This window comes from Paenibacillus sp. FSL R7-0204 (genome assembly GCF_038002225.1).
Lineage (GTDB): Bacteria > Bacillota > Bacilli > Paenibacillales > Paenibacillaceae > Paenibacillus_AQ.
The window spans coordinates 380,849-404,932 of the sequence record NZ_JBBOCA010000001.1; the positions used below are offsets into that span (position 1 = coordinate 380,849).

Below are 24,084 nucleotides of genomic sequence, written 5' to 3' on the forward strand. Positions count from 1 at the left end.
ATTCATAACGGAATCGGCCGCCGTTCTTGTCATCACTCTACGATGCTGTTAAGGTTAAGTCAAAGAAACGTTTCTGAATGAAACGTTCATTTTTTTTGAACGAAGGAGTGACATCGAATGGAATTGCGCCAACTTAGAACCTTCTATACGCTGGCTTCCACGCTTAATTTCGCCCGCGCCGCCGAAGCGCAGAACTATGTTCCCTCAACGGTTACGATGCAAATGAAGGCCCTGGAGGAAGAATTGGGGGTGAAGCTGGTAGACCGGCTCGGCAAAAATGTAACGTTAACCGATACCGGAAAAACGTTCCTGCGTTATGCAGACAACATCCTGTGTATGGTGGAGGAGGCGCAGCATGCCCTCAAGCAGCCCGGTGAGCTGACAGGCACCATCGTGATCAGCGCAGATGAGACGTTATGCACCTACCGGCTTCCCGCCGTGCTGCAACGCTTCCGGCAGCTCCACCCCGGGGTCCGGCTGATCTTCCTGCCGCTCGTGAGTCCAAGCCTCAGGCAGAGCCTGCGGGACGGGGATGTCGATGTGATCTTCATGCTGGATGAAGTGAAGGGCGAGAGCGGATTTTGCGGAGAAAAAATAAGAGACGAGCGCTTCTGCCTCCTGGCTGCTCCCGATCATCCGCTGGCATCGCGTCCGGCGCTGGCTATCCAGGATTTTCACGGCGAGACCTTCCTGCTGACAGAGCAGGGGTGCTCCTACCGCAGCTTCTTCGAACGCAGCCTGTCCCAGAAGGGGATGGCGGGTATCACGGAGCTGGAGTTTCATAGTGCAGAGGCGATCAAACAATGCGCGAAGCTGGGGATGGGCATCGCCATCCTGCCTGAAATGGCCGTAAGCGAAGAATTGAAGCGGGGGGAGCTGGTCTCCCTGCCGTGGGATTTGACCGCAGTATCTTTTGCCACCCAAATGTTCTGGCACGAGGAGAAGTGGCTCTCCCCGGCAATTGAGGCTTTTATCCGTCTGGCCCGGGATCTCGAATCCTCCCCTTGACCTTAGGTCAGACCTAGGGTGTATCGTAGAGATATTCCAAGCCGCAGTCCGGGGAGTGATTAGAATGAGAAGTGAAATAACGATTAGTGAACTGGCCAAGCTAATGAATGTGTCGGTCCACCAGATCCGGTATTTTGAAAAGAAGGGTGTTCTGGGGCCTGCTTATACCGGTGAGAATCAGTACAGAATGTACAGTATGGATCAAGTGTATCAGCTCGCGCATATCCTGCTGCTCCGCAAGCTTGAAGTGCCTGTTCAGTCGATTAATGAATGTATGGGCTATAGTCCGGAGCAGCATCGCGGGCTGCTGGAGCACTCTCTCGAAGGCATTGAACAGGAGCTGGCGCGTCTTCGGGAGCTGCGGCAGTTCATCCGCAAGATGCTGGAGGAGGAGCAGAGCTACAGCTCGCAGGCGGAGCCCTTTCAGAGGGTGTTGCAGCCTGAAGTCCATCTCTCCCGGATGCTGCAGCTGGATTCGTATAGTCAGCTCAGTGCGGCACTGCTTGCGGAGCAGGCAGCAGGGATACAAGATTTGTTCGAGTCGGATATTTATTATGTGGCGGAGGAGCAGGCTACCGTGGCCCTATATCTGGAGGGGCAGGCTCCAGGCGATCTGACTCTTCCGGCTGGTGAGTACCTGACGCTGCAATGTGTGATGCAGGAAGAGGAGCTTGAAGAACAGTGTGACGGTCTCTTCACCTATGCTGCCGCAGAAGCGATTCCGCTGGCGGGACCCCTGGTGGTGATTGAACGGTCGTATCTGTCGCTGTTCGCTCCGGGCAAGCTGCACTATGAGCTGAAGGCGCTGATTCAGCCGGGAGCACCTGCGCAAGGGACGGTTTCCTTATGAGCGCAGCCCCGATTACGATAGAGCCGATGCGGCCGGAGTATAACCGGCCGGTAAGCCGGTTGCTGGCCCAGGCGTTCCAAGCCAAGTTCCAAAGGCGGCTGCACCTCAGCGGGGATGTGCTGGCTGAAGGTCTGGAGGCGCTGCTCGACTATGCTCCGGCCGGACCGTTCGTCCTCAGAAGCGTCGCCTTGCAGCAGGGAGAGGTGATTGGCAGCATCGGGATGAAATATAAGCCTGCGGCGGATCAGCAGGTAAGGGGTAAGCTGCTGCCCGCGTTGCCTGCTGTATTCCCTCTGCTAAGGAGACGCGGCATGGTCCGGCTGCTGGCTGGTCTGGCGACACTTGAACATTACCCCGAGGCCGGCGAGTGTTATATTACCGATCTGGCGGTTCATCCGGCCCACCACAGCAAAGGCATAGGCCGGCTGCTGCTCGGATGGGCCGGGGAGGTTGTGGCTGCCGATCCCGGCCTGGACCGCCTCGGCCTGCATGTTGCAGCCAGCAATCCGCGGGCCAGACAGCTCTATGAGCGGCTGTTCTTTCAGACAAGTGCCCGTCAGAACAGGCAGCTCCTGCACTTATTATTGGGCGAACGGACATGGGAATACATGGTCCTGGCCCAAGAAGGGGGACAGATAGAGAAATGATGAGGAACAAGAAAATTTGGATTTATTTATGTGTCGTAGTGCTTTTGCTGATTGGCGGGGCAGGAATGTATATCGTGCAGCAGAACCGTTTTGCGATGACGGAGCAGGCCATCCAGATTGCGTCGCCCGAAGGCAAGCTGACCGGAACGCTGGTGTTGCCTAAGGAGTCTTCCGCTTCCGGCAAGCTGGGATTAGTCCTCTTCATTCATGGAGACGGGCCGATTAATGCCTCGCATGATGATGGATATAAGCCGCTATGGGAGCGGTTAGCCACTCTGGGGTATGCCTCCTTGTCTCTTGATAAAAGAGGGATCGGCGGTTCCGCAGGCGATTGGCTGGATCAGAGTATAGATGACCGGGTGGAGGAAGCCCGCGAGGCTATCGCATGGGCCCGGAAGCAGCCGAATATCGATTCGGACCGGATCGGGGTGTGGGGCGCCAGTCAGGCAGGCTGGGTGATTCCCAAGCTGGCGGGCAAGGAGCCGCTCGCTTTCAGCATCCTGGTCTCCCCGGCTATTAACTGGCTGCGCCAGGGTGCCTATCATACCCGGCAGCAAATGCTGCAGGAAGGGAAATCGGAAGCAGAGATTCAAGCGGAAGTGGCATCTAACAACGAGGTTCTGGAGATTTTGGCGCGGAAGGCGAGCTATGAAGACTATCTGGCTGTAGTGAAGGAAGATGACCCGATGACGCGGGAGCGGTGGACCTTTGTCAGCAAGAATTACCTGTCGGATGCCGGGGAGGATCTTAAGCAATTCCATTCCCCGGTGCTGTTGCTGCTGGGCAAGCAGGATATTCATGTAGACTGGCAGGAGACAGAGCAGGTGTACCGCAAGCTCGTCCGGCCGGAGCTGCTGAGCGTGGCGGTCTTCCCGGAGGCTGAGCATTCGATGCTGAGCAAGAAGACGGCGGATTCCAGCTTCAGAGCGCTCATGATCAGCCTCTTCGCCCCGCGCCACATTACAGTTCCAGGCTATATGGATCGGATTGGGGAATTCCTTAAGGAGCTGGAATAGCAGCCCGCTCCCTTAACACCGTAATTACTACGTATACCGGCTCATCATTTCAAGCAGGTACTTACGGAATTCTTCACGGTAGTCCTTCGGCTCCATAATCTCCAGATGGGTGCCGAAGCCGGCCAGGAATTGATATCCGATCGGGTGCTGCGGAATATAGAACGTAGCCAGCAGTTGTTCCGCGTTATAGGCTTCGATGCTCTTGCGGCCATAACGTTCAATGAATTGATCCTTAATCCCCGGCGAGATCAGCGCCTTCACTTCGGTTAACTGCGGCGGAACTTCAGCCTCCCGTGCCTGATTCAGCATATCCGCTCTGGGGCTGAAGGTCTGTTCCTTCCGCTCCAGCTGCTCCATCCGGGAGAGCTTGAACATCCGTGCCCCCATCCGCTCCAGGCAGAAGCCCTTCAGATACCAGCTCGATTCACTGAAATGAAGCTGGTAGGGCTCCACTGTCCGTGTAGTCGGAGTGCCGGATCTGTCGGTGTAGCCGAAGGACAGCAGCCAGCTCCCGGCGATGGCCTCCTGACAGAGCTTCATGGCTCCGGCAAGCTCCGCGCGGCCCGCCCAATCATAGAAGGAGAGTTGAACTGACCCCTTAGGAGCGATGGGACTTACCATCGCTTCTATTTTGCGCAGCGTCATGGCCACGTCCTCGCTGATCATGAGCTGCTCCAGACCGCCGAGTGCAGCCAGTATATTCTCCAGGTCGGAGCTGCTCAGCAGCCGCTTGTCCATCTTGTATTCTTCCATAATACCGTAGCCGCCCTGCACGCCGGGTGTGGCATATATCGGAATGTGCGCCAGACTGAGCGTCTCCATATCGCGGAGAATCGTCCGTTTGGACACGCCGAATAATTGGGCGAACTCTGAGCTGGGCACAATGTCTTTTTTGAGCAGAATCATGATGATGGTAATCAGCCGCTCCACCTTGTCCATCCGGTTCCCTCTTTCTTGAGTTGAGTACGAAACGGTGACATACTGCCGTCACCTATCGTGTATTATACTACATTTATCTTACGAAGGAGGTTATGCTCTATGTCAGCTATTGCTTATCTTAATTTCGGTGGTGTTGCCGAGCAGGCGATTTCATTTTACACAGAGGCTCTACAGGCCACCCAGGTGAAAAAGGTCAAATTCGGAGATATGCCGCAGGACCCGAATTATCCCCTGTCGGACAAGGAGTCAGCGATGATTATGGAATCCTCTATAGAATTCGCAGGCGGCAAAATTATGATGTCCGACCTTCTGCCCTCGATGCAAGCGGTAATGGGAGAGCTGGTGAAGGGGAACAACCTCACGATCAGCCTGGTCATTGAGGACAAGCAGAAGCTGGAAGCGTACTTTAAGGGCCTGTCTGCGGGCGGACATGTCATCATGCCTTTATCCGCTACACCATGGTCTTCGTGCTTCGGCTTGCTGGTGGATCAGTATGGTGTGGGGTGGAAATTCAACAGTGATGCCGTGCAATTCCTTGATAATGTGCTGGCCAGCCGGGGCAAGCTCTGAAATATTTTGGCAGAATGCGGAAGAGTGGAAGGATTTATCCATCATGTATTGAAAGATAGGAGTACCTGATACCGGTGTATATCGCCTAAGCGAATAAGAGTAGTGATTTTACAGCTGTGGTGGTTGTGTTGCTGGCGGCCATCCGTTCAGGAATCATTGGTGAAAAGAGGAAGTTGAGCTGATGTCAAACCTTCGTCTGAGCAATACCCGGTTATCTGGAGCGGATGGCGTTCGTGCGATCGCCTGCCTGTCAGTCATCCTGCATCACTTGTCGCAAAAGCTGATCATGCCCGCACAAAAACCCTGGCTCCAGGAGCTGCAATCCGTGCTGCTTCTGGGGAACAGCGGGGTCAGCTTGTTTTTTCTGCTAAGCGGCTTCCTGCTGTCGTTCCCCTTCTGGAGTGCGTATCTGAATAACGATCCATATCCAAGCCTGCGGACGTACACCCTACGCCGTGCCGCGAGAATCATGCCCGGCTTCTATGTGTCCCTGCTGGTGTGTCTGTTCCTGACCTGGAGGCTGGATATTCCGATGGAGTACTTAGGGCGGCGTATTGTCACAGCCTTCACCTTCACATCGGGCTTCCACTACACCACGTTCTTCCCCTCCGACTTGAACGGGCCGCTCTGGTCGATCAGCTTCGAGGTATTCTGCTACCTGCTGATGCCACTCTTCATGGCAGTGTTATTCATGCTCGGCAAGCGGCATTCCTTCGGTAAGGCGATCCTGTTCTGGGTCGCCGTATTTGGGCTGGTGCTTGCTGCCAATGCCCTCATTCATCATTGGTTTACTCCAAGCGAGCAGGGCCGGGGCTGGGACTATGGCCAGGTCGGCGGTGCGAAATTCTGGATGCCGAATTACAATCCGGTCGGGTTCTTCGGCCACTTCACCATTGGGATTCTGGCGGCAGGCATAACGAATGCCTTGCTGCAGCGCCGTACCAGAGTGGAACGGCTCAGCAGGCTGGGCGTGTTCGATGCTGCCGCAGTGCTTGCTCTGGGTCTTGCCGGTCTCCTGATCTGGCGAATGCGCCACGCAGGCGAATTCGACTTCAGTCTCCAACAGCAGCCGTATATGTTCCCGGTCTATGCTATATTGTTCGGCATCGTACTGTTCTCGGCACCGTTCAGCCGGTACGCCGGGCGCATGCTGGATAACCGCTTTTTCCGGTTTACGGCCAAGGTGTCATTCGGCCTGTACATATGGCACTACCTGTTCATTACCTTGATCGAGAAGTATGGCCTCCAGGATTTCCATTACTCCGGGGTCAGGGATGTGTGGCGCTGGCTGGGCATCAGTATGTCTGTTGTGGTCATCTCTTACGCAGCGGCCACTATTTCGTATTACGCCATAGAACAGCCGTTCATTAACTGGTCCAAAGGCAAGCCGTTCTTCCGGCGCAAGCCGAAGGAGTCCTCATCGTCTACAGCCGCATAGGATTGACTTTTTCATAACCCCCATGATACATTGTGTATACACGGAATACACAATTTGTTGAGGGGGTTAGTTATGCTGGCTTTAGATATCCGGAATTTAAATAAAAAATATCCTAATTTTCAGATTAAAGACGTCTCTTTTCAATTGGAGCAGGGTTATATCATGGGCTTCATCGGGGTCAACGGTGCGGGCAAGACCACCACGATCAAATCGATCCTGAATATGGTTCAGGCCGACAGCGGCGAGATCAGCATTCTGGGCAAGAACATCGCTGAACATGAAACAGAATTGAAGCAGGACATCGGCTGCGCCTTCGGCGATATCGATTTCTATACACGCAGCAGGCTTAAGACGCTGACGGGTATTACGAAGAAGTTCTATAAGAACTGGAGTGACGAGACGTATTACAGCTATCTGAACCGGTTCAAGCTGGATGAGAATAAAAAAATAGCGGAGCTGTCCACCGGGATGAAGGTGAAGTACAGCCTGACTCTAGCCTTATCGCATGGCGCCAGGCTGCTGATTCTGGATGAGCCGACCAGCGGACTCGATCCGGTCTCCAGAGACGATCTGCTGGATATTTTCCAGGAGCTTATCATGGGCGGCGAGATCAGCATTCTGTTCTCCACGCATATTACCTCTGACCTCGAGCGCTGTGCGGATTATATCACCTTCATTGAGCAAGGGCAGATTGTGGCAAGTAGCGAGAAGAACGAGTTCAAGGAGTCGTACCGGTTACTTAGCGGCAGCGAGTCGCAGCTTAACGAAGTGAAGGGGAAGCTGATCTCCTGCAAAATCAACTCCTTCGGCTTCACCGGATTGATCCATACCCGGGATCTTGATCCCGCCTGGACGTTTAGCACGGCCATCCCGACTCTCGACGACATCATGATCTACTTTGCCAAAAAGGAGGGTGCATATGTATAATCTGGTGCTGAAGGATTTGAAGCTAGGCGTTAATCCCTGGTTCTTCGCATTACCTGTAATTTTAGGCGGTCTGATGCTCATTCCGGGCTGGGTCTACTTTATCGTCCCGATGTATTTCTGCTTCATTACCGTACCGAACATGTTCGGAGGATTTAAGAGCCAGAATGATCTCATATTCAGCACGATGATGCCTGTGACCAAACCAGACATCGTGAAGTCCAGAATAGCTGTGATTGTCATTCTTGAGCTGATGCATCTGCTCATTGCCATGATTTTCAGTATCTTTACGTTTCGCCTGTATCCGCAGATGACTTATATTTTCTTTCCGCCTTATATGGGCTTCTGGGGCTTGTGCTTCATTATGCTGGCGGTGTTCAACCTTATATTTATCTCGATGTACTACAAGACGGCATATAAGTATGGCGCGGCTACGACTGCATCGACGGCTGCGGCGATCCTGTTCGCGGGCCTGGTCCAATGGGCCGGAATTCAGAATAGCTGGATGCACGGCATTTTCTACGGCTCCGGGACCGAGAATACGGCGCTTCAGTTCTCGATTCTGATCGGGGGCATCCTTATTTTCGCAGCCTTCACCCTGCTTGCCTACCGGATTGCGGTACGAAGATTCCTGAAAGTGGAGATCTTATGAACGTAACGATCTCCAGCACCTCCGACAAGCCGATCTACCAGCAGCTGCACGAACAGATCAGCGCACAGATTCTTGGTGGCGAGCTGGAAAGCGGCTATTGCTTACCCCCCATCCGGCAGGCTGCCCTGGAGCTGCATGTCAGTGTCATCACGGTGAAGAAGGCCTGGGAGGAACTGGAGCGGAGCGGCTTGATCCACACGGTAACTGGCAAAGGCTGCTTTGTCGCCGAATTCTCACCGGATGAGATGCTGCGGATTCGTAACGAGATGGTCTTGAAGCAGATGGAGGGCGACATTCAGTATTACAAGTCTTTTGGCCTTACGCTTGATGAAGTGACCGCGCTGCTGGGGAAGATTTACTAAGTACACCGAAACAGGCTTTTCGCGATCCCTCTTCCAATGGGAGCAGAAAAGCCTGTTTGTTGTTAGGGAGTATGCTTTTAATAGAGCAGGGCGTGGGTGCGCGAAGGCCAAATGTAATCGAAAAAGCGACTACAATGGGACCGGGGACGGCGCAAAGGCCAAATGTAATCGAAAAACCGACTACAGTGGGACCGGAATTGGCGCGAAGGCCAAATGTAATCGAAAAACCGATCACAATGGGACCGGGGACGGCGCAAAGGCCAAATGTAATCGAAAAACCGATCACAATGGGACCGGGATTGGCGCGAAGGCCAAGTGTAATCGAAAAACCGACTACAATGGGACCGGGATTGGCGGGAAGGCCAAATGTAATCGAAAAACTGACTACAGTGGGACCGGGATTGGCGCGAAGGCCAAATGTAATCGAAAAACCGACTAAAATGGGACCCGGTGGCGGGCTATGATCCTATCTTTAATGATAGTGAGGGAACTGTTCCACTACAAAGATTTGGGAGAGTGAAAATTGAAGCTACTTCGTTTACTAAAAGCGAACCTGTAGAGTTTGAACTATGGTCAGGCTTATATCAGCACACCCCTACCTTGGAAATAGTGGAGGGGTGTGCTGTATACCTGCATCACTCCTCAAATTTGACATGATCCAGTATCGTATTCCCCCACTCAGGGAGCAAGCGGGCCTCTCCCGCAAAGCGGCTTCCGGCGATCGAGCCGTTTTGAAACAGCGCCCCCTCAAAGCTGCATTCCTCGAACCGGCAATACAATAATAAGGCACTGCGGAAGTTGGCGTCATCAAAGCGGCAGCGGGTGAAGGATACATCATTTGCAATCACTTTGCTTAAGTTGCAGCCGGTGAAATCACAATCATGGAACTCTTTGCTCATTCTGGCACCATTCAGCTTCGCTCCCCGGAAGGAACAGTGGCCAAAGGTATGGGTCACGAATCTGTTGTCCAGCTTGACCCCGTCCAGGCAACAATGGGTAAGCGTTGAGGTATTGAGGCTTGCCGCATCCTCGAAGCGTGAATAAGAGAAATCAATGCCCTGTAGAGTGAGGTACTGTATGCTCTCTATCAGAGTAACTCCCCGGTAATCTTCCAGTCCTGCCTCCGTCTGTCCATAAGGGGAGAGGGGAAAGGAGCGGTCTTGTTGATGGAGATTATGTTTACCTGAAATCGCGGCTAGACGGCGGTTCACTTCAGAGAGCTGGTCGTCCTGCCATCTGGCCAAGAGGAATTTCTTATTCAAGGTAGCCCCTCCTTACATTAATTTGGTAAAATAAATGAAATCTAGTTTATATGTTAGTATGCCAAGTAACTATAGACAAGCCATTAAAGGAGGCCATCCACCCGTGGGAAGATCGTTTGCAAATCTGCATATCAAGTCAGGTGACCTGGAGAAGACCCTGCAAGCCTTACAAGAGCTGACCAGCAAGCATGGCAAAGTACTGGGTTATCCTGAGGCGCCGGAGCGTAAGGCCGTTATCTATGTAAGCCAAAGTAATGAGGGCTGGATCAGCGTGCTTCACGATTATTTCGTATGGGGTACGGTGAAAAAGGTAGGCAGAACGTTGTCCGGGCTGCTGGATGAGCCGGTGATGACGGTGGCATATATGAATGAGGAGATTTTCGAGCTGTCGTTCTTTGAGCAGGGGGAGATCCAGGCCGAACGAATCTTCTGTGAGCCGTGGACCCGGGAGGAGTATGAACAGCTGCGGGAAGAGCGTATAGCAGACGAATATATCCAGCGGGTGCTCGGCATGCAAGCTGATGAGGAGAACTTCGGCGGATTCACCAGCCTTACGGGCCCGGAGCAAGCGGTGGAGCGGTTGTCCGAGATTACTGGAATGTCTCTATGGAGCGATGCGGAATGGTTACCGTATGAAGAGACGCTCAGAGCACGCTTTGTTACGTATGAATGGTAGAAGAAGATGCTAAAAAACAGCGGATTCTACAAGCTGCGCTTCTTCATCACACCCGAGGAGCTTAAGAGAGTCGTAGAGCTTCTGGAGCCAACGCAGGTGCGGTACTATTTAACCAATTATACCCATACAGAGCATGATCAGAATCAGGTAGTGGAGATGTATCGCGCCTTCTATCAATATTATACAGCTGCGGAAAAAGAGAGCGGGGTCCGCCCTTTCTTCATCTATTCGATGTCGGTTCTGCCGGATACGGAGAGCTTTGGTTTTTTTGCGAGAAATGAGGGGATTTCTATTCCCTATCACGGGCAATGGGCAGAGAACGAGCTGCCCTGTATTCTGATCTCCTGCCCTAAGGGGCACCGCGTCAATGCTCAGGATGAGCAAGGGGAGTATTATCTCTATGAGGATGTCCGGGAGCACAAGCCGCTAAGCTATGCCCTGTACAAGGAAATTACCAGCTCTATTCAAAAAATGACCAAGCCTCTCCGCTTCTCGGCGCAAGACCCGGAGGCGATGGAGGAACAGAAGCCCTCTGCACGCATAAGCCGTGCTGCGGCTGAAGATTTAAGCAACTCGTGGATGGTCAGACAATATGGACTTGTGATCCATGGGCAATCAGGGCCTAGCTGATGTATTGGGTTATCCATAAAAGGGAGGGGAGCGGATGGCGCTGAAGTTGATCTGTACCTGGGGTGTGCTCGCTCTATCATGCTGTGCGGTATGGTGGAGCTTCAAGACCGAAAAGCTGATCGCCGTCTCCTGGCTGATGTTCCTGCTCCCTGCCATTCTCCAGCTTGTTGCTGCTGTGCGGATCGGGCCGGGCAAAGCCAAGTTATTTCTTGTATTCGGCTGTATTAATCTACTGTTCGCGGCCCTGACCGGTGCGGCCGTCTGGTACCTGGTCCAACTGGCAGATGCCTATAGAAGGGGGAAATAATTCAAGTGATGCCTTAAGCCGGGGAGGGAGACTAATGCAACTGGGTTTTACGCTGGATACCCATGGAACATGTGTGGGTGTACTTAGAGATGAATTGGTCCCGTTAGAGGAACTGGCGAATACATGGGAGTTCCCCTATGCGATCTTTGTGGTGTTCCGGGTATTGCCTGACAGCTATGGACGGAGAACGTTCAGACGCTTTGACAGCGGGGATCATACCCTCTATTTGGATCTCAGCCTCAGCTATGAACAGTACCAGCGTATGTCCAAGAATGAGCAGCGCGAGGCCTTGGGCATTCACCTGTACAGCTATCTGACAGAGTCCATTGCCAAGTATACCAAGCAAGCCGGTAAGACTGCCCAAGCGGAGCTGCTGGAACGGGTGAAATGCTGGATGCTGGCCAATAACTGGCTGGAAGGGAAAATCCATCAGGCACGCCTCCTCCTCTCCCAGGAGCTGGGGATCTATGAGGTCAGTCAGGCCTTGAAGCTGCCGCTGGAAGAGATCGAGTATATTCTGCTGCGCATGAATGACGATGCGCCCGCTGTTGTTCATCCTGACAATCTTTAATCATCCCTTAGCAGGGAAAGGGGAGTACAACTATGTATGAGCGTCTGAACTTTGACACCTCTGCCCCCGATGAACAGGGAGAATTCCCGGTCATGCGTTATGACCTGATGAACGATCTGATCGAGGAATACGCCCCGACATTCGCCGGATTCCTGGAACAGCTGATCGACGAGAGGAAATAGCCATGAATACGGAACAGGAAGTACAGCGGCTGGCGGCGGAGATCGTGGAGGCGGCGAGAAGGTCGTTTCGGGAGCTTTTTGCGAATGGGGAGCATTATTATTACTGTACGTTGTATACAACTGGTGAGGGACATGCACCCAGCCTCTCCGCCTGGTCGCGGGAAGCGCTGGAGCAGGAGGCGGCCAGACAGGCAGGGGACGGCAGCACACCGGCAGCAGAGATCGCCGAGCTTATCAAATGGTCTTATGCCGATTCGCCTTATTGCTGCTTCGGGGATGAGCATTTCGATGAGGTCAAGCAGTCCTTCCAGGCGCGTCCGTCCATTGCAGTGTTGGAGGCTGACGCATGGAACCATGAGTTCGGGCTGCGGCTGGAGGCCATGGAGCTGGCGATGCGGATGCTGGATGCTGAGGGGCTGTTCGCGCTCAATCAGCCCAGGAAGGACGTATGCGTGCTTGCCGAAGTGATGCCGCCGGATGAGGGGAATACGGACATTGCCCTGCGGCTGAACCAGGCAGAATCTCCGGCGATGCGGGCCTGGCTGGCGGAAGCCGCAGAATAAGGTTATTGATGAATAACTCACGCAGGAAACCGGGGGAATGACGAATGTATATCGTATCTGAGCCCAAACGGCTGTCAGAGCATCACAGTCAGCAGCTCGAAGCAGAGAATACCGTTCTGTATCCGCCAGCGTACCTCCAGTTCTTGCAGCGGTATGGTGAAGGGACGTATCGCGGGTGGATGAATGTGCAACTGCCTGACCCGGAGGTGCTGCGGCCTTTTGCCGAATACGGGTTATGGGAGCATGATGAAGACAGTCCTATAACGGAGCAGCAGATCGGCGAGTGTACCGCTATAGGAACCACCGTGGACGGTGATTTCCTGGCGGTCCATCCCGGGGTGAACGGGCTGCTGTGGCTGCCCCGTCATGCAGAGCAGATTCAAGCGATCCCGCTGCCAGCCGGGGAAGAGGAAGAGGCTGTTGGCTATGCCCTGATCCTGGACGGCATCTACCGCCGGATGTATGGGCGGAGCCAGGAGGAGAGCGTCTATTATGAGCCGTGGACGGGAACCCGCGAGCATTTCTTCCTGCGGATGCCGCCGGGAGAGGGCCAGCTGGCGCTCACGGAGCTGGCTGACCTGTGCCGGGCGGAGTCTCCGCCGGATCTCTTCATTGAGAATTCTTACGTCTGCTACCTGTTCTACCGGAATCTGGGCGGCTATATCCGCCTGAATCTGGCGGGTGGGCAGGAGGTAGCCGTCTTCTATGAGCAGGCTGCCGGGCAGGTATCTGCCAAGATGAAAGAGTGGCTTCTGTCTAAGGGATGCGTGCTGTATTCATAGGAGTGAAGAATAAGGAGGAGTGCGGATGATTGTCCTGAAGGACATAGGGAAATTCGAGGTGCTGCCGGAGCGGGCGATGCAGATCTATCAGGGGGATGTTCCGGCCTTGCAGGCTGCCATTGCTGCGGGCTGGGATATTGAAGCGGGGCTAGAGCTTAGCAAGCATACCACAGTCAGCCCGCTCGACCTGGCGATTATCACGCAGCAGACAGGGGTGGTGAAGCTGCTGGTGGAGCAAGGCGCGAAGCTGAATGTCCGCCAGAATCCGGCCTTCCTGCGGGCGGTCCGTTATGGCAAGGAGGATATCGTCCGCTACCTTGCTTCACAGGGCGCGAAGCTGGACCTGCTCAGCCGGACAGGATCGGGCGCTTATTCACAGGCCTACTACGGTAACAAGAAGAATATCCCGCTGATCCAGGAGCTGGTTCTGGACATCCGGCAACATGCTGGAGCTGTGCTGCGGCAGGCCGCCTCGGACCATGACCTGAAGACGCTTACCTATCTGATGGAACAGGGAGTCGATATCAACTACAATAAGCCGGATATGGTCTATCCTTACGGGGCGACGCCGCTGACGGTGGCTGCCCGGATGGGGAATCTGAACATGGTCCGCTTCCTGGTAGAACGCGGTGCAGACCTAATGATTGCGGAGAAGGACGGCGAGCGGCCGTATACAATTGCTGTCAGCAGCAAGGATGCCGCCATGGCGGAATACCTGAAATCGCTGGAACCGCCGGATGTCCATAATGTGGAGAACAAGAAATACGAGCTGGCCAAGTATAAATTGCCCGATGAGCTGGTCCGCTTCCTTACAGGGGACCAGCTGCGCCTGACGCTGGCCCCCAATGAGTATGAGATCGGGTACATCGACTTCTTCAGCTTCACTGACACGATAGAGATGAAGGCTGGCCGGCGCAAGCTGCTGCGCCTGTCTGCCGATATTGACAATTATTCCGACCTGGTTCTGGTCTGGAACCCGCAGAAGAAGGGGCAGCTCGGCTGCTATGATCTGGAGCATCAGACGTATGCGGATCTGTGCAGCTTCCCGGAATTTGTTGCGCAGCCTGAACACTACCTCATACAGTTCATGGAGGGAGAGCTGGACGGGTCATGAAGGAGAGTCTGTCTAAAGTGAATCATAATCATGAGACCTATGAGACCCCGGAGACCCTGAACGGACTGGAGGACATGCGCTCCGAGCTAACCGGGTATTGTTACCGGATGATGGGCTCCATCTTCGAGGCGGAGGATGCCGTCCAGGATACCATGATCCGGGCCTGGCAGCACCAGGAGCAGATGAGGCAGCAGGCCTCTCTCCGAGCCTGGATGTACCGGGTAGCCACCAATGTCTGTCTTGACCGGTTGAGAAGCGCCAAGCGGCGGGCGCTGCCGATGGATCTCTCGGAACCGGCCGCTGCCGTTACGGAGCCTAGGGAGAGCCTGCCTCAGCATTCCTGGATCTGGCCCGCTCCGGGCTATGTGGATGACCCTGGTAATATTCTGGTCAGCAGAGAGACCCTCCGGCTGTCCTTCATTGCACTGCTTCAGCTGCTGCCGCCCCGCCAGCGTGCTGTGCTGATTCTGCAGGAGGTGTTCCGGTGGTCGGCAGCCGAGACCGCCGGGGCACTGGAGATGACTGTGGCCGCAGTGAACAGCGCGATGCAGCGGGCACGGGCAACCATGGCCAAGGCACAGCTCCGGTCCGAGGCCTTGCAGGCTGATGATAATGAAGTGGACGAAGGACTGATTACCCGGTACGTGGAGGCTTTTGAACAATACAATATTACTGCGTTGTTAGACCTATTCCAGGAGAACGGCAGCCTGTCGATGCCGCCGTTTACGATGTGGGTGCAGGGCGGCGCGGATATCGCGGCCTTCTACCAGATCACACACAGTCACTGTGTGGGATCACGGATGGTGCCCGTCCAGGTGAACGGGAACCGGCCCGCATTTGCCCAGTACGTTCCCTCAGGAGAAGATGGATTGCTGGTCCCGTGGGCGATTCATGTGCTTGAGCTGAGCGGGGGGAAGATCGCGCATGTTCATCATTTTATAGATGCTGAATTATTTATTCGCTTCGGATTGCCGGAGCACCGATGATTCTGCCGCGGCCGGAACGTCTATACTAATGAAACGCACAAGCGAGACCATTCCGAACTCAAGGAGGAACACACAATGACTATCAAACTTACTCCCTACATCACCCTGGAGGGGCGCACGCGGGAGGCTATTCAATTCTATGCACAGACTATGGGGGCTGAAGTTCTCTCTATCCTGACGTATGGTGATATGCCGGACCTCCCGGACACGTTCCCGGATGAGGTGCGGAGTCTGGTGGCCCATGCCAAGGTACAGGTGGGCGGCACGGAGCTGATGTTCTCGGATACTCCCGGCGGTACACCGGTTGAGAGCGGGAAGCGGGTAACGGTCTGCGTTACTACGGACAGTGTGGAGGAATCACGGAGAATTTTCGATGCCCTGCAGGAGGGCGGGAAGGTTAATATGCCGTTTCGGGAGGAGCCGTTCAGCCCCGGCTTCGGCGATCTGACGGACAAGTTCGGGGTGACGTTCCAGATCTATACGGAGCTTGGGTAGAGTGGAGAGCGAGTAGGAGAGGGTTTCGGGCATGATGAAGACGAACATTGAAGTACCCATACGTTGTACAGGTGTTGCTGTAGTATTGCTGAAGAATACACCCTCTGGTCATCATGTCCTGTTACTGAAGCGGGCCGGTTCGGTACTGAGGGATGCCTGGTGCTACATCGGTGGAGGGATTGAAGAAGGAGAACAAGCGTGGGAGGCTGCGCTAAGAGAGATTCGGGAAGAGACCGGGATTACGCGGGTCGCTCTCTACACCTCCAATACCTTCGACCAGATCTATTCGGCAAAAGAAAACTATATCTACGTCGCCCCGGTGTTCGTGGGATACGTGGATGAGACCCAGGATGTCATTCTTAATCATGAGCATAGTGATTATGAATGGCTGCCGGTGAATGAAGCCATTGAGCGGGCCGCTTTACCGGGAAATGATGACGTGCTTGCTGCGGTCGAGAAGCATTTCATCAAGAAGACTCCGGCAGAGTGGTTACGTGTTGACACGCCATAAGAGGGCCGGAGAAGGGCTGCACGCGATGAGCGTGCAGCTTTCTTTTGCTCTCTGGTGAGTGCATCTGCCCAATGTAATCGAAAAACCGATCACATTTGGCGTTGCGTGGGCGCGTGGGCTCAATGTAATCGAAAAACCGATCACAATTGGCGTTGCGTGGGCGCGTGGGCTCAATGTAGTCGAAAAACCGACCACATTCGGCGTTGCGTGGGCGCGTGGGCCGAATGTAATCGAAAAACCGATCACATTTGGCGTTGTGTGGGCGCGTGGGCCAAATGGTAGGTCTATTTCTATCATTTTCGCAAAATAGCCAGTCCATGCAAACTATACCCGAGCAGACTCTTGTCCTCACAGGTCCGCAGATGAAGCTGAAGCCAGCGTTCAAAATCTTCTTGCTGTGCCTCATTAATTTGCGTAGCAAACAGATAACCGACCCCGTCTGTTCCAATATGGGCCACGATCTCTGTGTGATAGGCAGCTGCCATGTGTTCCATTTCAGAGGGAGACATATGTAGGAATAGGCCATCTTTCGTCTGGTTGGCATGCCAGGTAAGTACATCTTCCATATTTCCTAGTCTATCGCCTACGCCTAATAACGAAACTGCTGCATTGTTAATATAGGAGACCGCAAGCAGCCCTCCCGGCTTCAGCACGCGAAGGCATTCGGTCATGGCCAGCTGTCTGTCTTCATTGCCGATATGGTAAAAAGCGCCCATGTTCAGGACAACATCAAAGACTTCACTGTCAAAACGGGATAAATCCGTGATGCTTCCTGTATACATATCAGCTAATACCGGGCGTATGCGCTGCTTCTCTCTGATGAGTTCTACATTATGAGGAACAATATCTCCGGCAACGACCTTATGCCCCAATTCTGCAAGCTGAAAGGAGTAATTCCCCGTTCCTGCGCAGCCGTCAAGAATGTAGGCTTCCGGCTTAAATAGCTTTTTGAAGTAAGACATCGTTGTGATCCATTCGATCTGATGCCCGTTATCCCTGAACAGCCTTCCCTCCTCATCATAGGAATCATAGTAATCCGTTATCGCACTCACCATATTGCCCTCCTTATCGTTGGCCGGGCCTTATTAAGCACAACTGCCCTCCCCCTACCTTAACGGATCGGGGGAGAGCAGGCTATGACGGGAGTTACTTGAAGATCCGCTGCGAGAACTGATAGAGTCCGCTGCTCCAGACCTTGCCTTCATGTCCGCCTACATCCAGATACCACAGATGCGGAACATTCATGCTGGTCAGGCTGTTATGGAAATTCTGGCTGACATAGAGCAGGCCGTCCGAAGCGCCGCAGGAGATCCAGAGCAGCTTCAGCTGGCTGGCCGTCTGCGCCGGATTAGTGATCAGCTGTGAGGCCGATTTCGTATTCGGAGCAGAGGAGAACGCGCCGATCCAGGAGAACTTGTCCAGATGCTTCAGGCCGAAGTTCAGGGTCTGTCCGCCGCCCATGGATAAGCCTGCCAGGGCGCGGTTTTGCTTGTTTTTGTATACCGGGAAGTGAGAGTCAACGTAAGGAATGAGATCATTAATCAGGTCAAATTCAAACCGCTCGAAGGCGGCTACCTTGTCCGGTGCATAAATATCGCCGATCGGGCGGTCATCCGCCATGGCGCGGCCATTCGGGAACACGACAATCATCGGCTCCAGCTTGTTCTGGGAGTACAGGTTGTCCAGAATGTTCCGCGGATTCATCCCGTTCAGCCATTCGTTCTGATCCCCGCCGATGCCGTGCAGCAGGTAGAGCACGTTGTAGGTCTTGGAAGGGGTATAACCCGGAGGGGTGTATACCATCGCGTTTCTTGACTTGCCTACAGTAGTCGAATAATAAGAAATCTGCTGTACGTTGCCGTGGGGAATATTATTACGGTATCCGTCATAGCCTTGCGGAGCGGGAGTGATGGTGCTGGTTACAGCCGCAGCGGCATCCGCAGAGAGGCTCAACTCCTGCTCTTCTGCTACAGGTGATGCAAAAGACATTGCAGGCAACAGCAGGACTGTCGCCAGAGCCAGACTTGCAATTCGGGTCATTATTTTCTTCATTTCATATCTCCTCCTTCATTCGATTGGTGAAGCCTATTTGCCCTCCCTCTACAGAAACGGAGCCGCCTCCTCCTCTCCCGACATAATATGTAAGCGCATCCATATCGAGAATACCATATATAGGATATTATGTAAATTGTTTTCGGAGATTTTTCATAGAAAAAGGTAAGTCAGCAGTACTTCTTAATGTTGTCATACCGGAAGCAGCAGGGTAATAGATAGGAATAGGAGCTTCCAAATATCTGGATTTGAGGCGGGAGCCAAGGACTGGAGGGATGGATCATGATAGGACAGAGTGTATCAGGAATCAGTCCGGTACAGGTCATCATGGCCTACGGCGGCACACAGAGCGATGTCAGTTCCCTGGAGAAGCAGCGGAACCGGCTGATGATGGAGCTGGACCGGGTGAACGCGGCGCAGGGCGGGCAGTCGACTTCCTACCGCCGGGAGCAGCTCCAGCGGCAGATCCGCCTCCTTGAGGTTCAGCTCGCGCACAAAGCCGGAAGCAGCGCGGTCACGGATGTAAGCACTGCCGCCCAGAAAGTTCAGGCTCCGCCTTGGCGGATGGAGTGGAAGGGCGGCCTTAAGGGTATCGGCCAGACCGATCCCCGGACGGCAACGGTGAATGCAGAGGGGCGTTTCGATGCTTTAATCTAAGCCGAGAGTCAAAAATTTCCTTTAATCCATTGTGACTCACCCAGAATTTCCTGGAATAAAGCGCTTTAAAAAAGCATTGACATCGTCTGATTAAAAACATACAATATGGCTATATTAAGGAGTGTCACTGATACGATCAGGCACCACCATTGTCGATGATTCTACAAGAAATGTTTTTTCTTGTGTATCTGACTGTGGTGGTTTTTTGTTTTCAGAGGGAGGAAATGTAGATGAAATTCAAGAAATCCCTAAACAATAACATCGCCTTGGCAGAAGACCTGGAAGGGAATGAGCTGATAGTCATTGGAACCGGAGTGGGTTTCAAAAAGGTAAAGGGGCAGGAGCTTAAGCAGGAAGACATCCAAAAAACGTTCCGAATCGGCGCTGACGAACGATACCAGCGGATGGAGCAATTCTTCAATGAAATCCCTTTGCAGGTCATAGATGTCACGGATCAGATTATTCAGTTAGGCAAACAGAATATCAGTACGAAGCTAAATGATTCCATTCTTCTGCCATTGGCCGATCATATCCATTATGCCTTGGAGCGTCTGAAGAATGAGCTGGAGATTCAGAATCCGCTGCAATGGGAGATTAGGAATCTCTACCCCAAAGAGTTCATGACAGGACAAACGGCTGTAAGCCTGATTAATGAAGCCTTCCAGGTGAAGCTGCATGATTCCGAAGCCAGTTTCATCGCACTGCATTTCGTGAATGCCCAGATTGACCGCGGGACTATGAGTCAGACGATGAAGGTTACAACGATTATTAATCAGATTATCGGGCTGATGACGGAGCATTTCAATATCAAGCTGGAGCAGGATTCGATTAATTACTCTAGATTTATCACGCATTTGCGGTATTTTATTGTCAGGCAAATGAACAAGGTTGTGCTTTCGTTCAAGGACGAGCATTTTCTATATGACGTATTATCGTCAAGATATCCCGACAGTTACGAGTGTGTAGGAAAGATTAAGCACTTTGTAGAAAAGGAATACGGTTTCTCAATTAACAAGGACGAAATGGTCTATCTAATCATTCATGTGGAGCGAATGACTTCGCGCTCCGGTACAGAGTGATTCCCGGTCCTTGAAATATGGAGTGTTACTGACTCGATCAGGCACCACCAAATGTTGCCGACTCTGCGGCTCAAGCAGAACGGGATTACATTTGGTTTTTTTTATGCCTACATTCTTAGGAGGAATGACAAGTGAACAACAGAGAAATGTCAGAGGAGATTATCAGCCGTATAGGGGGAAATGCGAACATCGTTCAAGCCTGGCACTGCATTACAAGGCTGCGCTTCAATGTAAAGGACGAGAAGCAGGTTCAGGTCGCTGAAATTACGAAGCTGCCGGGGGTACTTGGGGCACAATTTCAGAATGACCAGTTCCAGGTCGTGATCGGAAATAACGTGGCTTCCGTCTATACCGAGGTAGAGAATGTTATGAAGGAAACTGCATCGTCTGAGTCAAGCGGAGCAGACCGCTCAGGCTCAGGAGCGAGAGGCTTAAATGCCGTGCTTGATACGATCTCCGGAATATTCACACCTATTCTGCCGGCGATAGTAGGCGCGGGAATGCTCAAGGGCGTACTTGCTCTATTGGTCTCACTGGGCTGGATTTCACAGAGCAGCGGAGAATACAGCGTATTTACAATGATTTCTAATGCCTCGTTTTATTTTCTTCCGTTCCTGCTTGCCGTCTCTGCTGCCAGAAAGTTTAAGGTGAATGAATATCTGGCTCTGACACTGGCCGGAACCCTGCTGTATCCAACGATCTTGGATGCGTATACTGCCGGAAAGCTTGAAGCGATTCCCTTTCTAGGTCTACCTGTCTCCATTGTAAATTACACACAATCGGTGATTCCAATCATTCTGGGCGTATGGTTGCTCAGTTATGTCTATCGTCTAATCGACCGGTTCATTCCGAATACGCTCAAAATCATCTTCACACCTATGCTTGTTCTCGCTATTACGGTGCCTATCATGCTTATCGCTATCGGCCCCCTGGGGAATTTCGGGGGAATCTATCTGGAGAAGGGTGTCTCCTGGCTGTTCGCCCACTCCGGGCCGCTGACAGGGATTGTGCTTGGAGGGTTGATGCCGCTGATTGTAATGACAGGTATGCATTATGCTTTCTTCCCGGGAACCTTGCAGAATTTAAGCAAACTGGGATACGACGTTCTGTTGTTGCCGATTAATCTAATTACCAATCTGAGTCAAGCGGGAGCGGTACTCGCCGTATTTCTCCGTACCCGAGATCCGAAGATGAAGTCGGTGGCCCTGTCGAGCGGGATTTCCGCATTGTTGGGAATTACGGAGCCTGCACTGTACGGCGTTAGCCTTAAGCTCAAAAGGCCCTTCTACGCTTCAATTATCGGTGGGGCGGCAGGAGGCGGGTTCATCACTGCCGTGGGCCTGAAATGTTACGGCTTTGCCGTCCCGGGCCTGTTATCGCTCCCGCTCTATATTGAGCCAGGTGGGGGAATGAGGAATTTCAGTTATGCGCTGATCGGAATCGCCATCAGCTTCGTCGTCTCCTTCGTGATGACGTTAATCCTCTGGAAGGAGTCAGATCCTGCAAAGCCCGGCAGGGTTAAGCATAAGGGGAAGGCTGGAGGCGAGCAGAGCGAAGCAACTTCCGCTGTACCTGAGGCTATCCAATCTGTACAGGACAAAAAGAATGAAATCTTCAGTCCCTTCCAGGGCGAGCTGGTTCCACTTCGTGACTTGCCGGACAAGACCTTTGCCAACGAGCTGACAGGTAAAGGGATTGCGGTTAAGCCTACCGAAGGGCGGATGAACGCTCCTTTTGACGGAGTGGTTACGATGGTGGCCAAATCGAAGCACGCCGTAATGCTGCGCTCCAATGATGGGGTGGAGGTGCTGGTTCATATCGGATTAAATACCGTATCGCTTAAGGGCCAGCATTTCGAGGTAAAAGTCGTACCCGAGCAAAAGGTGCAAAAAGGCGACCTGCTGGTCGAGTTCGATCTGGAGGCTATTGAAGCCAAGGGTCTGAATGTAGTCTCGCCGGTCATTGTGACCAATACGCCGGACTATCTGGATGTTGTTCCCGTTCACGTGAAGGGGGTGATTCCAATGAACGGAATCCTGCTGTTCACAATTAAATAATTAGCAATTCTAAAAATAATATAATTTTGGAAGGAGTTCGATGAATCATGTTAAAACATACTGAGGGATTATCGTTTCCACAAGGATTCTTATGGGGAGGAGCTACAGCCGCCAACCAATTGGAGGGGGCTTACGATGCAGATGGCAAAGGCCTGTCCACCTCCGATATGGCACCATTTGTTCCGCATGAATTGCGGGGCGGCAAGGACTTTACGTTCGATGTAGATTCTGTACAACTTGAGGAGTACCTCAGCGGCAATAGCGAAGTTTATTTTCCCAAGCGGAAGGGCGTAGACTTCTATAATCATTATAAAGAAGACATTGCCCTTTTTGCCGAAATGGGATTTAAGGTCCTTCGTATTTCAGTAGCCTGGACGCGCATTTTCCCTACAGGAGAAGAAACAGTGCCTAATGAAGCTGGTCTGGCTTTTTACGATAAGGTTTTTGATGAGCTGCTGAAGCATGGCATTGAGCCGCTGGTTACGATGTCCCATTATGAAATGCCCGTGGAACTGTCTCGGAAATATAACGGCTGGGAAAACCGTATTATGATTGACCTGTATCTGAAGTTTGCCAATACTCTATTTGACCGTTACAAAGATAAAGTGAAGTACTGGATCACCTTCAACGAAATGAACATGATCCTGACCAGCCTGTACACCGGAGGCGGCATTCTCGAAGACCGCATTCAGGGAACCAAGGAGCAGGTGGCTTATCAGGCTACCCACCACCAGTTCGTGGCCAGTGCGCTGGCGGTCAAAAGCTGCAAGGAAAAAATCCCTGGCGCTCAAATCGGCTGTATGATCTGCCGTCTGGAGACCTATGCCGCATCCACCAAGCCGGAAGATGCGCTGCAGACGCTCAAGGAGGATCAGATGAACCTGTTCTATCCGGAGGTTCAGGCACGCGGGGAATACCCGGCTTACATGGACCGGTACTTCAAGGAGAACCAGATCGAACTGGTGAAAGAACCCGGTGACGATCAGATTCTAAAGGACAATACGGTTGATTACATCGCGTTCAGCTATTATATGACCTATATTGGCAAATACGACCCGAATGACAACAGCAACTCAGGTATGCTCGTTAGCCAGATCAAGAATCCGCATCTTCAGGTTTCGGAATGGGGTTGGCCGATTGATCCGATTGGCCTGAGAATTACGCTGAACCGCCTGTATGACCGCTACCGGATGCCTCTGTTCATTGTTGAGAACGGTCTTGGGGCGAAGGATGTTGTGGAAGAAGACGGATCTATTCATGATTCATACCGCATTGATTATCTCCAGAAGCATATTGAGCAAATGAGAGAAGCGGTTCAGGATGGAGTAGAGCTGATGGGCTTCACCAGTTGGGGGCCGATTGATATCATAAGTTGTTCGACTTCAGAGATGGAGAAACGTTATGGCTTCATCTATGTCGATCAAGACAACTCCGGCAAGGGAACCTTGAAGAGATCACGCAAGGACTCCTTCTATTGGTACAAAAAAGTGATCGAAAGCAATGGTGCAGAGCTGTAAAATAACCCCACAAAAGTGGAGCTTTAGCTTCGGTGCTTACTCAAGTACTTTGCGGGAACCAGAGCATATAAATGATTATCACCGCCGGACTATGTTCCGGCGGTTTTTTGCATATGGTGCCGGCTTAAGGCTGGCGGATGAGTGGAAGGGCGGCCTAGAACAGTATAATTGTGTCCCTGGAGAGTGGGTTTGCCACCCTCCTTTCTTTTTGGCCCGGGATTATAGTAAGGAATGACT

General features: G+C 52.7%; 28 protein-coding genes. 24 read left to right on the top strand and 4 right to left on the bottom strand.

The window, feature by feature from the left end:
* The first annotated feature begins 117 nt into the window (after window positions 1–117).
* From MKX42_RS01825 to MKX42_RS01840, 4 genes are all read left to right on the top strand, one after another.
* Window positions 118–1,008: a LysR family transcriptional regulator gene (locus MKX42_RS01825; RefSeq protein ID WP_340750746.1), complete on the top strand. Its 891-nt coding sequence runs from the start codon at window positions 118–120 to the stop codon at window positions 1,006–1,008.
* Window positions 1,009–1,072: 64 nt separating this feature from the next.
* A complete protein-coding gene (locus tag MKX42_RS01830) occupies window positions 1,073–1,858 on the top strand; it encodes a MerR family transcriptional regulator (protein WP_340750748.1) in 786 nt (261 codons plus the stop codon).
* Entirely contained in the window at window positions 1,855–2,505 is a 651-nt protein-coding gene (locus tag MKX42_RS01835) for a GNAT family N-acetyltransferase (RefSeq protein WP_340750750.1), read from the top strand. The genes MKX42_RS01830 and MKX42_RS01835 overlap by 4 nt, the downstream gene beginning before the upstream one ends.
* A complete protein-coding gene (locus tag MKX42_RS01840; RefSeq protein WP_340750752.1) occupies window positions 2,502–3,521 on the top strand; it encodes an alpha/beta hydrolase family protein in 1,020 nt (339 codons plus the stop codon). The genes MKX42_RS01835 and MKX42_RS01840 overlap by 4 nt, the downstream gene beginning before the upstream one ends.
* Window positions 3,522–3,548: 27 nt before the next feature.
* Here MKX42_RS01840 and MKX42_RS01845 read toward each other — a convergent pair whose 3' ends face one another.
* Entirely contained in the window at window positions 3,549–4,460 is a 912-nt protein-coding gene (locus tag MKX42_RS01845) for a helix-turn-helix transcriptional regulator (protein WP_340750754.1), read from the bottom strand.
* Between the two features lie 99 nt (window positions 4,461–4,559).
* On the opposite strand from MKX42_RS01845, the gene MKX42_RS01850 reads away from it, so the two are divergent.
* The 5 genes from MKX42_RS01850 (at window position 4,560) to MKX42_RS01870 (ending at window position 8,406) form a co-directional block, all read left to right on the top strand.
* A complete protein-coding gene (locus MKX42_RS01850) occupies window positions 4,560–5,030 on the top strand; it encodes a VOC family protein (protein ID WP_340750756.1) in 471 nt (156 codons plus the stop codon).
* Between the two features lie 181 nt (window positions 5,031–5,211).
* Window positions 5,212–6,468, top strand: a complete 1,257-nt coding sequence (locus tag MKX42_RS01855) for an acyltransferase family protein (RefSeq protein ID WP_340750758.1) — start codon at window positions 5,212–5,214, stop codon at window positions 6,466–6,468.
* Between the two features lie 72 nt (window positions 6,469–6,540).
* Window positions 6,541–7,395: an ABC transporter ATP-binding protein gene (locus tag MKX42_RS01860; protein ID WP_340750760.1), complete on the top strand. Its 855-nt coding sequence runs from the start codon at window positions 6,541–6,543 to the stop codon at window positions 7,393–7,395.
* Window positions 7,388–8,044, top strand: coding sequence for an ABC-2 transporter permease (locus MKX42_RS01865; RefSeq protein WP_340750761.1), 657 nt, complete (start codon window positions 7,388–7,390; stop codon window positions 8,042–8,044). The genes MKX42_RS01860 and MKX42_RS01865 overlap by 8 nt, the downstream gene beginning before the upstream one ends.
* Complete coding sequence (locus MKX42_RS01870; RefSeq protein WP_340750762.1) at window positions 8,041–8,406, top strand: GntR family transcriptional regulator; 366 nt, start codon at window positions 8,041–8,043, stop codon at window positions 8,404–8,406. The genes MKX42_RS01865 and MKX42_RS01870 overlap by 4 nt, the downstream gene beginning before the upstream one ends.
* A 635-nt stretch (window positions 8,407–9,041) precedes the next feature.
* Here the strand turns inward: MKX42_RS01870 and MKX42_RS01875 are convergent.
* Window positions 9,042–9,668, bottom strand: a complete 627-nt coding sequence (locus MKX42_RS01875; protein ID WP_340750764.1) for a pentapeptide repeat-containing protein — start codon at window positions 9,666–9,668, stop codon at window positions 9,042–9,044.
* Between the two features lie 103 nt (window positions 9,669–9,771).
* On the opposite strand from MKX42_RS01875, the gene MKX42_RS01880 reads away from it, so the two are divergent.
* The 11 genes from MKX42_RS01880 (at window position 9,772) to MKX42_RS01930 (ending at window position 16,485) form a co-directional block, all read left to right on the top strand.
* Window positions 9,772–10,344, top strand: coding sequence for a hypothetical protein (locus MKX42_RS01880; protein WP_340750766.1), 573 nt, complete (start codon window positions 9,772–9,774; stop codon window positions 10,342–10,344).
* A gap of 6 nt (window positions 10,345–10,350) precedes the next feature.
* The gene (locus MKX42_RS01885; RefSeq protein ID WP_340750768.1) at window positions 10,351–10,974 is read left to right on the top strand and encodes a hypothetical protein; all 624 of its coding nucleotides are present in this window, start codon (window positions 10,351–10,353) and stop codon (window positions 10,972–10,974) included.
* Between the two features lie 34 nt (window positions 10,975–11,008).
* Window positions 11,009–11,281, top strand: a complete 273-nt coding sequence (locus MKX42_RS01890; RefSeq protein ID WP_340750770.1) for a hypothetical protein — start codon at window positions 11,009–11,011, stop codon at window positions 11,279–11,281.
* Window positions 11,282–11,315: 34 nt separating this feature from the next.
* Entirely contained in the window at window positions 11,316–11,852 is a 537-nt protein-coding gene (locus MKX42_RS01895; protein ID WP_340750772.1) for a hypothetical protein, read from the top strand.
* A gap of 32 nt (window positions 11,853–11,884) precedes the next feature.
* The gene (locus MKX42_RS01900) at window positions 11,885–12,034 is read left to right on the top strand and encodes a hypothetical protein (RefSeq protein ID WP_340750774.1); all 150 of its coding nucleotides are present in this window, start codon (window positions 11,885–11,887) and stop codon (window positions 12,032–12,034) included.
* A 2-nt stretch (window positions 12,035–12,036) separates the two neighbouring features.
* The gene (locus tag MKX42_RS01905) at window positions 12,037–12,597 is read left to right on the top strand and encodes a DUF4303 domain-containing protein (RefSeq protein WP_340750776.1); all 561 of its coding nucleotides are present in this window, start codon (window positions 12,037–12,039) and stop codon (window positions 12,595–12,597) included.
* 44 nt (window positions 12,598–12,641) lie between these two features.
* Window positions 12,642–13,379, top strand: a complete 738-nt coding sequence (locus MKX42_RS01910) for a hypothetical protein (protein ID WP_340750778.1) — start codon at window positions 12,642–12,644, stop codon at window positions 13,377–13,379.
* A gap of 25 nt (window positions 13,380–13,404) precedes the next feature.
* Window positions 13,405–14,493 carry an ankyrin repeat domain-containing protein gene (locus tag MKX42_RS01915; protein ID WP_340750780.1) on the top strand — a complete coding sequence of 363 codons (1,089 nt, stop codon included), beginning with the start codon at window positions 13,405–13,407 and terminating at the stop codon, window positions 14,491–14,493.
* On the top strand, window positions 14,490–15,479 hold the full coding sequence (locus MKX42_RS01920; RefSeq protein WP_340750782.1) for a sigma-70 family RNA polymerase sigma factor: 990 nt from the start codon (window positions 14,490–14,492) through the stop codon (window positions 15,477–15,479). The genes MKX42_RS01915 and MKX42_RS01920 overlap by 4 nt, the downstream gene beginning before the upstream one ends.
* A 75-nt stretch (window positions 15,480–15,554) precedes the next feature.
* Entirely contained in the window at window positions 15,555–15,974 is a 420-nt protein-coding gene (locus tag MKX42_RS01925; protein WP_340750784.1) for a VOC family protein, read from the top strand.
* A gap of 31 nt (window positions 15,975–16,005) precedes the next feature.
* The gene (locus MKX42_RS01930; RefSeq protein ID WP_340750786.1) at window positions 16,006–16,485 is read left to right on the top strand and encodes an NUDIX hydrolase; all 480 of its coding nucleotides are present in this window, start codon (window positions 16,006–16,008) and stop codon (window positions 16,483–16,485) included.
* Between the two features lie 293 nt (window positions 16,486–16,778).
* On the opposite strand, the gene MKX42_RS01935 is transcribed toward MKX42_RS01930, so the two are convergent.
* Together MKX42_RS01935 and MKX42_RS01940 are read right to left on the bottom strand one after the other, a co-directional pair.
* On the bottom strand, window positions 16,779–17,540 hold the full coding sequence (locus MKX42_RS01935; protein WP_340750788.1) for a class I SAM-dependent methyltransferase: 762 nt from the start codon (window positions 17,538–17,540) through the stop codon (window positions 16,779–16,781).
* A gap of 91 nt (window positions 17,541–17,631) precedes the next feature.
* Window positions 17,632–18,537 carry an alpha/beta hydrolase gene (locus MKX42_RS01940; RefSeq protein ID WP_076080678.1) on the bottom strand — a complete coding sequence of 302 codons (906 nt, stop codon included), beginning with the start codon at window positions 18,535–18,537 and terminating at the stop codon, window positions 17,632–17,634.
* A gap of 282 nt (window positions 18,538–18,819) precedes the next feature.
* Here MKX42_RS01940 and MKX42_RS01945 point away from each other — a divergent pair, with 282 nt between their 5' ends.
* From MKX42_RS01945 to MKX42_RS01960, 4 genes are all read left to right on the top strand, one after another.
* Window positions 18,820–19,194: a hypothetical protein gene (locus MKX42_RS01945; protein WP_076080680.1), complete on the top strand. Its 375-nt coding sequence runs from the start codon at window positions 18,820–18,822 to the stop codon at window positions 19,192–19,194.
* Between the two features lie 230 nt (window positions 19,195–19,424).
* Window positions 19,425–20,273, top strand: a complete 849-nt coding sequence (licT, locus tag MKX42_RS01950; RefSeq protein ID WP_076080682.1) for a BglG family transcription antiterminator LicT — start codon at window positions 19,425–19,427, stop codon at window positions 20,271–20,273.
* Window positions 20,274–20,404: 131 nt separating this feature from the next.
* Window positions 20,405–22,330 carry a beta-glucoside-specific PTS transporter subunit IIABC gene (locus tag MKX42_RS01955; RefSeq protein ID WP_340750790.1) on the top strand — a complete coding sequence of 642 codons (1,926 nt, stop codon included), beginning with the start codon at window positions 20,405–20,407 and terminating at the stop codon, window positions 22,328–22,330.
* A 47-nt stretch (window positions 22,331–22,377) separates the two neighbouring features.
* Window positions 22,378–23,847: a glycoside hydrolase family 1 protein gene (locus tag MKX42_RS01960; protein WP_340750792.1), complete on the top strand. Its 1,470-nt coding sequence runs from the start codon at window positions 22,378–22,380 to the stop codon at window positions 23,845–23,847.
* Window positions 23,848–24,084 lie beyond the last annotated feature (237 nt).

What these genes read in the sequence shown, in the direction of transcription:
- MKX42_RS01860 (WP_340750760.1), top strand. Translation starts at nt 6,541, where the DNA reads ATGCTGGCTTTAGATATCCGGAATTTAAATAAAAAATATCCTAATTTT.
- MKX42_RS01850 (WP_340750756.1), top strand. Translation starts at nt 4,560, where the DNA reads ATGTCAGCTATTGCTTATCTTAATTTCGGTGGTGTTGCCGAGCAGGCG.
- MKX42_RS01905 (WP_340750776.1), top strand. Translation starts at nt 12,037, where the DNA reads ATGAATACGGAACAGGAAGTACAGCGGCTGGCGGCGGAGATCGTGGAG.
- MKX42_RS01835 (WP_340750750.1), top strand. Translation starts at nt 1,855, where the DNA reads ATGAGCGCAGCCCCGATTACGATAGAGCCGATGCGGCCGGAGTATAAC.
- MKX42_RS01940 (WP_076080678.1), bottom strand. Translation starts at nt 18,537, where the DNA reads ATGAAGAAAATAATGACCCGAATTGCAAGTCTGGCTCTGGCGACAGTC.
- MKX42_RS01885 (WP_340750768.1), top strand. Translation starts at nt 10,351, where the DNA reads ATGCTAAAAAACAGCGGATTCTACAAGCTGCGCTTCTTCATCACACCC.
- MKX42_RS01830 (WP_340750748.1), top strand. Translation starts at nt 1,073, where the DNA reads ATGAGAAGTGAAATAACGATTAGTGAACTGGCCAAGCTAATGAATGTG.
- MKX42_RS01915 (WP_340750780.1), top strand. Translation starts at nt 13,405, where the DNA reads ATGATTGTCCTGAAGGACATAGGGAAATTCGAGGTGCTGCCGGAGCGG.
- MKX42_RS01840 (WP_340750752.1), top strand. Translation starts at nt 2,502, where the DNA reads ATGATGAGGAACAAGAAAATTTGGATTTATTTATGTGTCGTAGTGCTT.
- licT (WP_076080682.1), top strand. Translation starts at nt 19,425, where the DNA reads ATGAAATTCAAGAAATCCCTAAACAATAACATCGCCTTGGCAGAAGAC.
- MKX42_RS01910 (WP_340750778.1), top strand. Translation starts at nt 12,642, where the DNA reads ATGTATATCGTATCTGAGCCCAAACGGCTGTCAGAGCATCACAGTCAG.
- MKX42_RS01855 (WP_340750758.1), top strand. Translation starts at nt 5,212, where the DNA reads ATGTCAAACCTTCGTCTGAGCAATACCCGGTTATCTGGAGCGGATGGC.
- MKX42_RS01960 (WP_340750792.1), top strand. Translation starts at nt 22,378, where the DNA reads ATGTTAAAACATACTGAGGGATTATCGTTTCCACAAGGATTCTTATGG.
- MKX42_RS01930 (WP_340750786.1), top strand. Translation starts at nt 16,006, where the DNA reads ATGATGAAGACGAACATTGAAGTACCCATACGTTGTACAGGTGTTGCT.
- MKX42_RS01920 (WP_340750782.1), top strand. Translation starts at nt 14,490, where the DNA reads ATGAAGGAGAGTCTGTCTAAAGTGAATCATAATCATGAGACCTATGAG.
- MKX42_RS01895 (WP_340750772.1), top strand. Translation starts at nt 11,316, where the DNA reads ATGCAACTGGGTTTTACGCTGGATACCCATGGAACATGTGTGGGTGTA.
- MKX42_RS01845 (WP_340750754.1), bottom strand. Translation starts at nt 4,460, where the DNA reads ATGGACAAGGTGGAGCGGCTGATTACCATCATCATGATTCTGCTCAAA.
- MKX42_RS01900 (WP_340750774.1), top strand. Translation starts at nt 11,885, where the DNA reads ATGTATGAGCGTCTGAACTTTGACACCTCTGCCCCCGATGAACAGGGA.
- MKX42_RS01925 (WP_340750784.1), top strand. Translation starts at nt 15,555, where the DNA reads ATGACTATCAAACTTACTCCCTACATCACCCTGGAGGGGCGCACGCGG.
- MKX42_RS01870 (WP_340750762.1), top strand. Translation starts at nt 8,041, where the DNA reads ATGAACGTAACGATCTCCAGCACCTCCGACAAGCCGATCTACCAGCAG.
- MKX42_RS01865 (WP_340750761.1), top strand. Translation starts at nt 7,388, where the DNA reads ATGTATAATCTGGTGCTGAAGGATTTGAAGCTAGGCGTTAATCCCTGG.
- MKX42_RS01825 (WP_340750746.1), top strand. Translation starts at nt 118, where the DNA reads ATGGAATTGCGCCAACTTAGAACCTTCTATACGCTGGCTTCCACGCTT.
- MKX42_RS01945 (WP_076080680.1), top strand. Translation starts at nt 18,820, where the DNA reads ATGATAGGACAGAGTGTATCAGGAATCAGTCCGGTACAGGTCATCATG.
- MKX42_RS01935 (WP_340750788.1), bottom strand. Translation starts at nt 17,540, where the DNA reads ATGGTGAGTGCGATAACGGATTACTATGATTCCTATGATGAGGAGGGA.
- MKX42_RS01890 (WP_340750770.1), top strand. Translation starts at nt 11,009, where the DNA reads ATGGCGCTGAAGTTGATCTGTACCTGGGGTGTGCTCGCTCTATCATGC.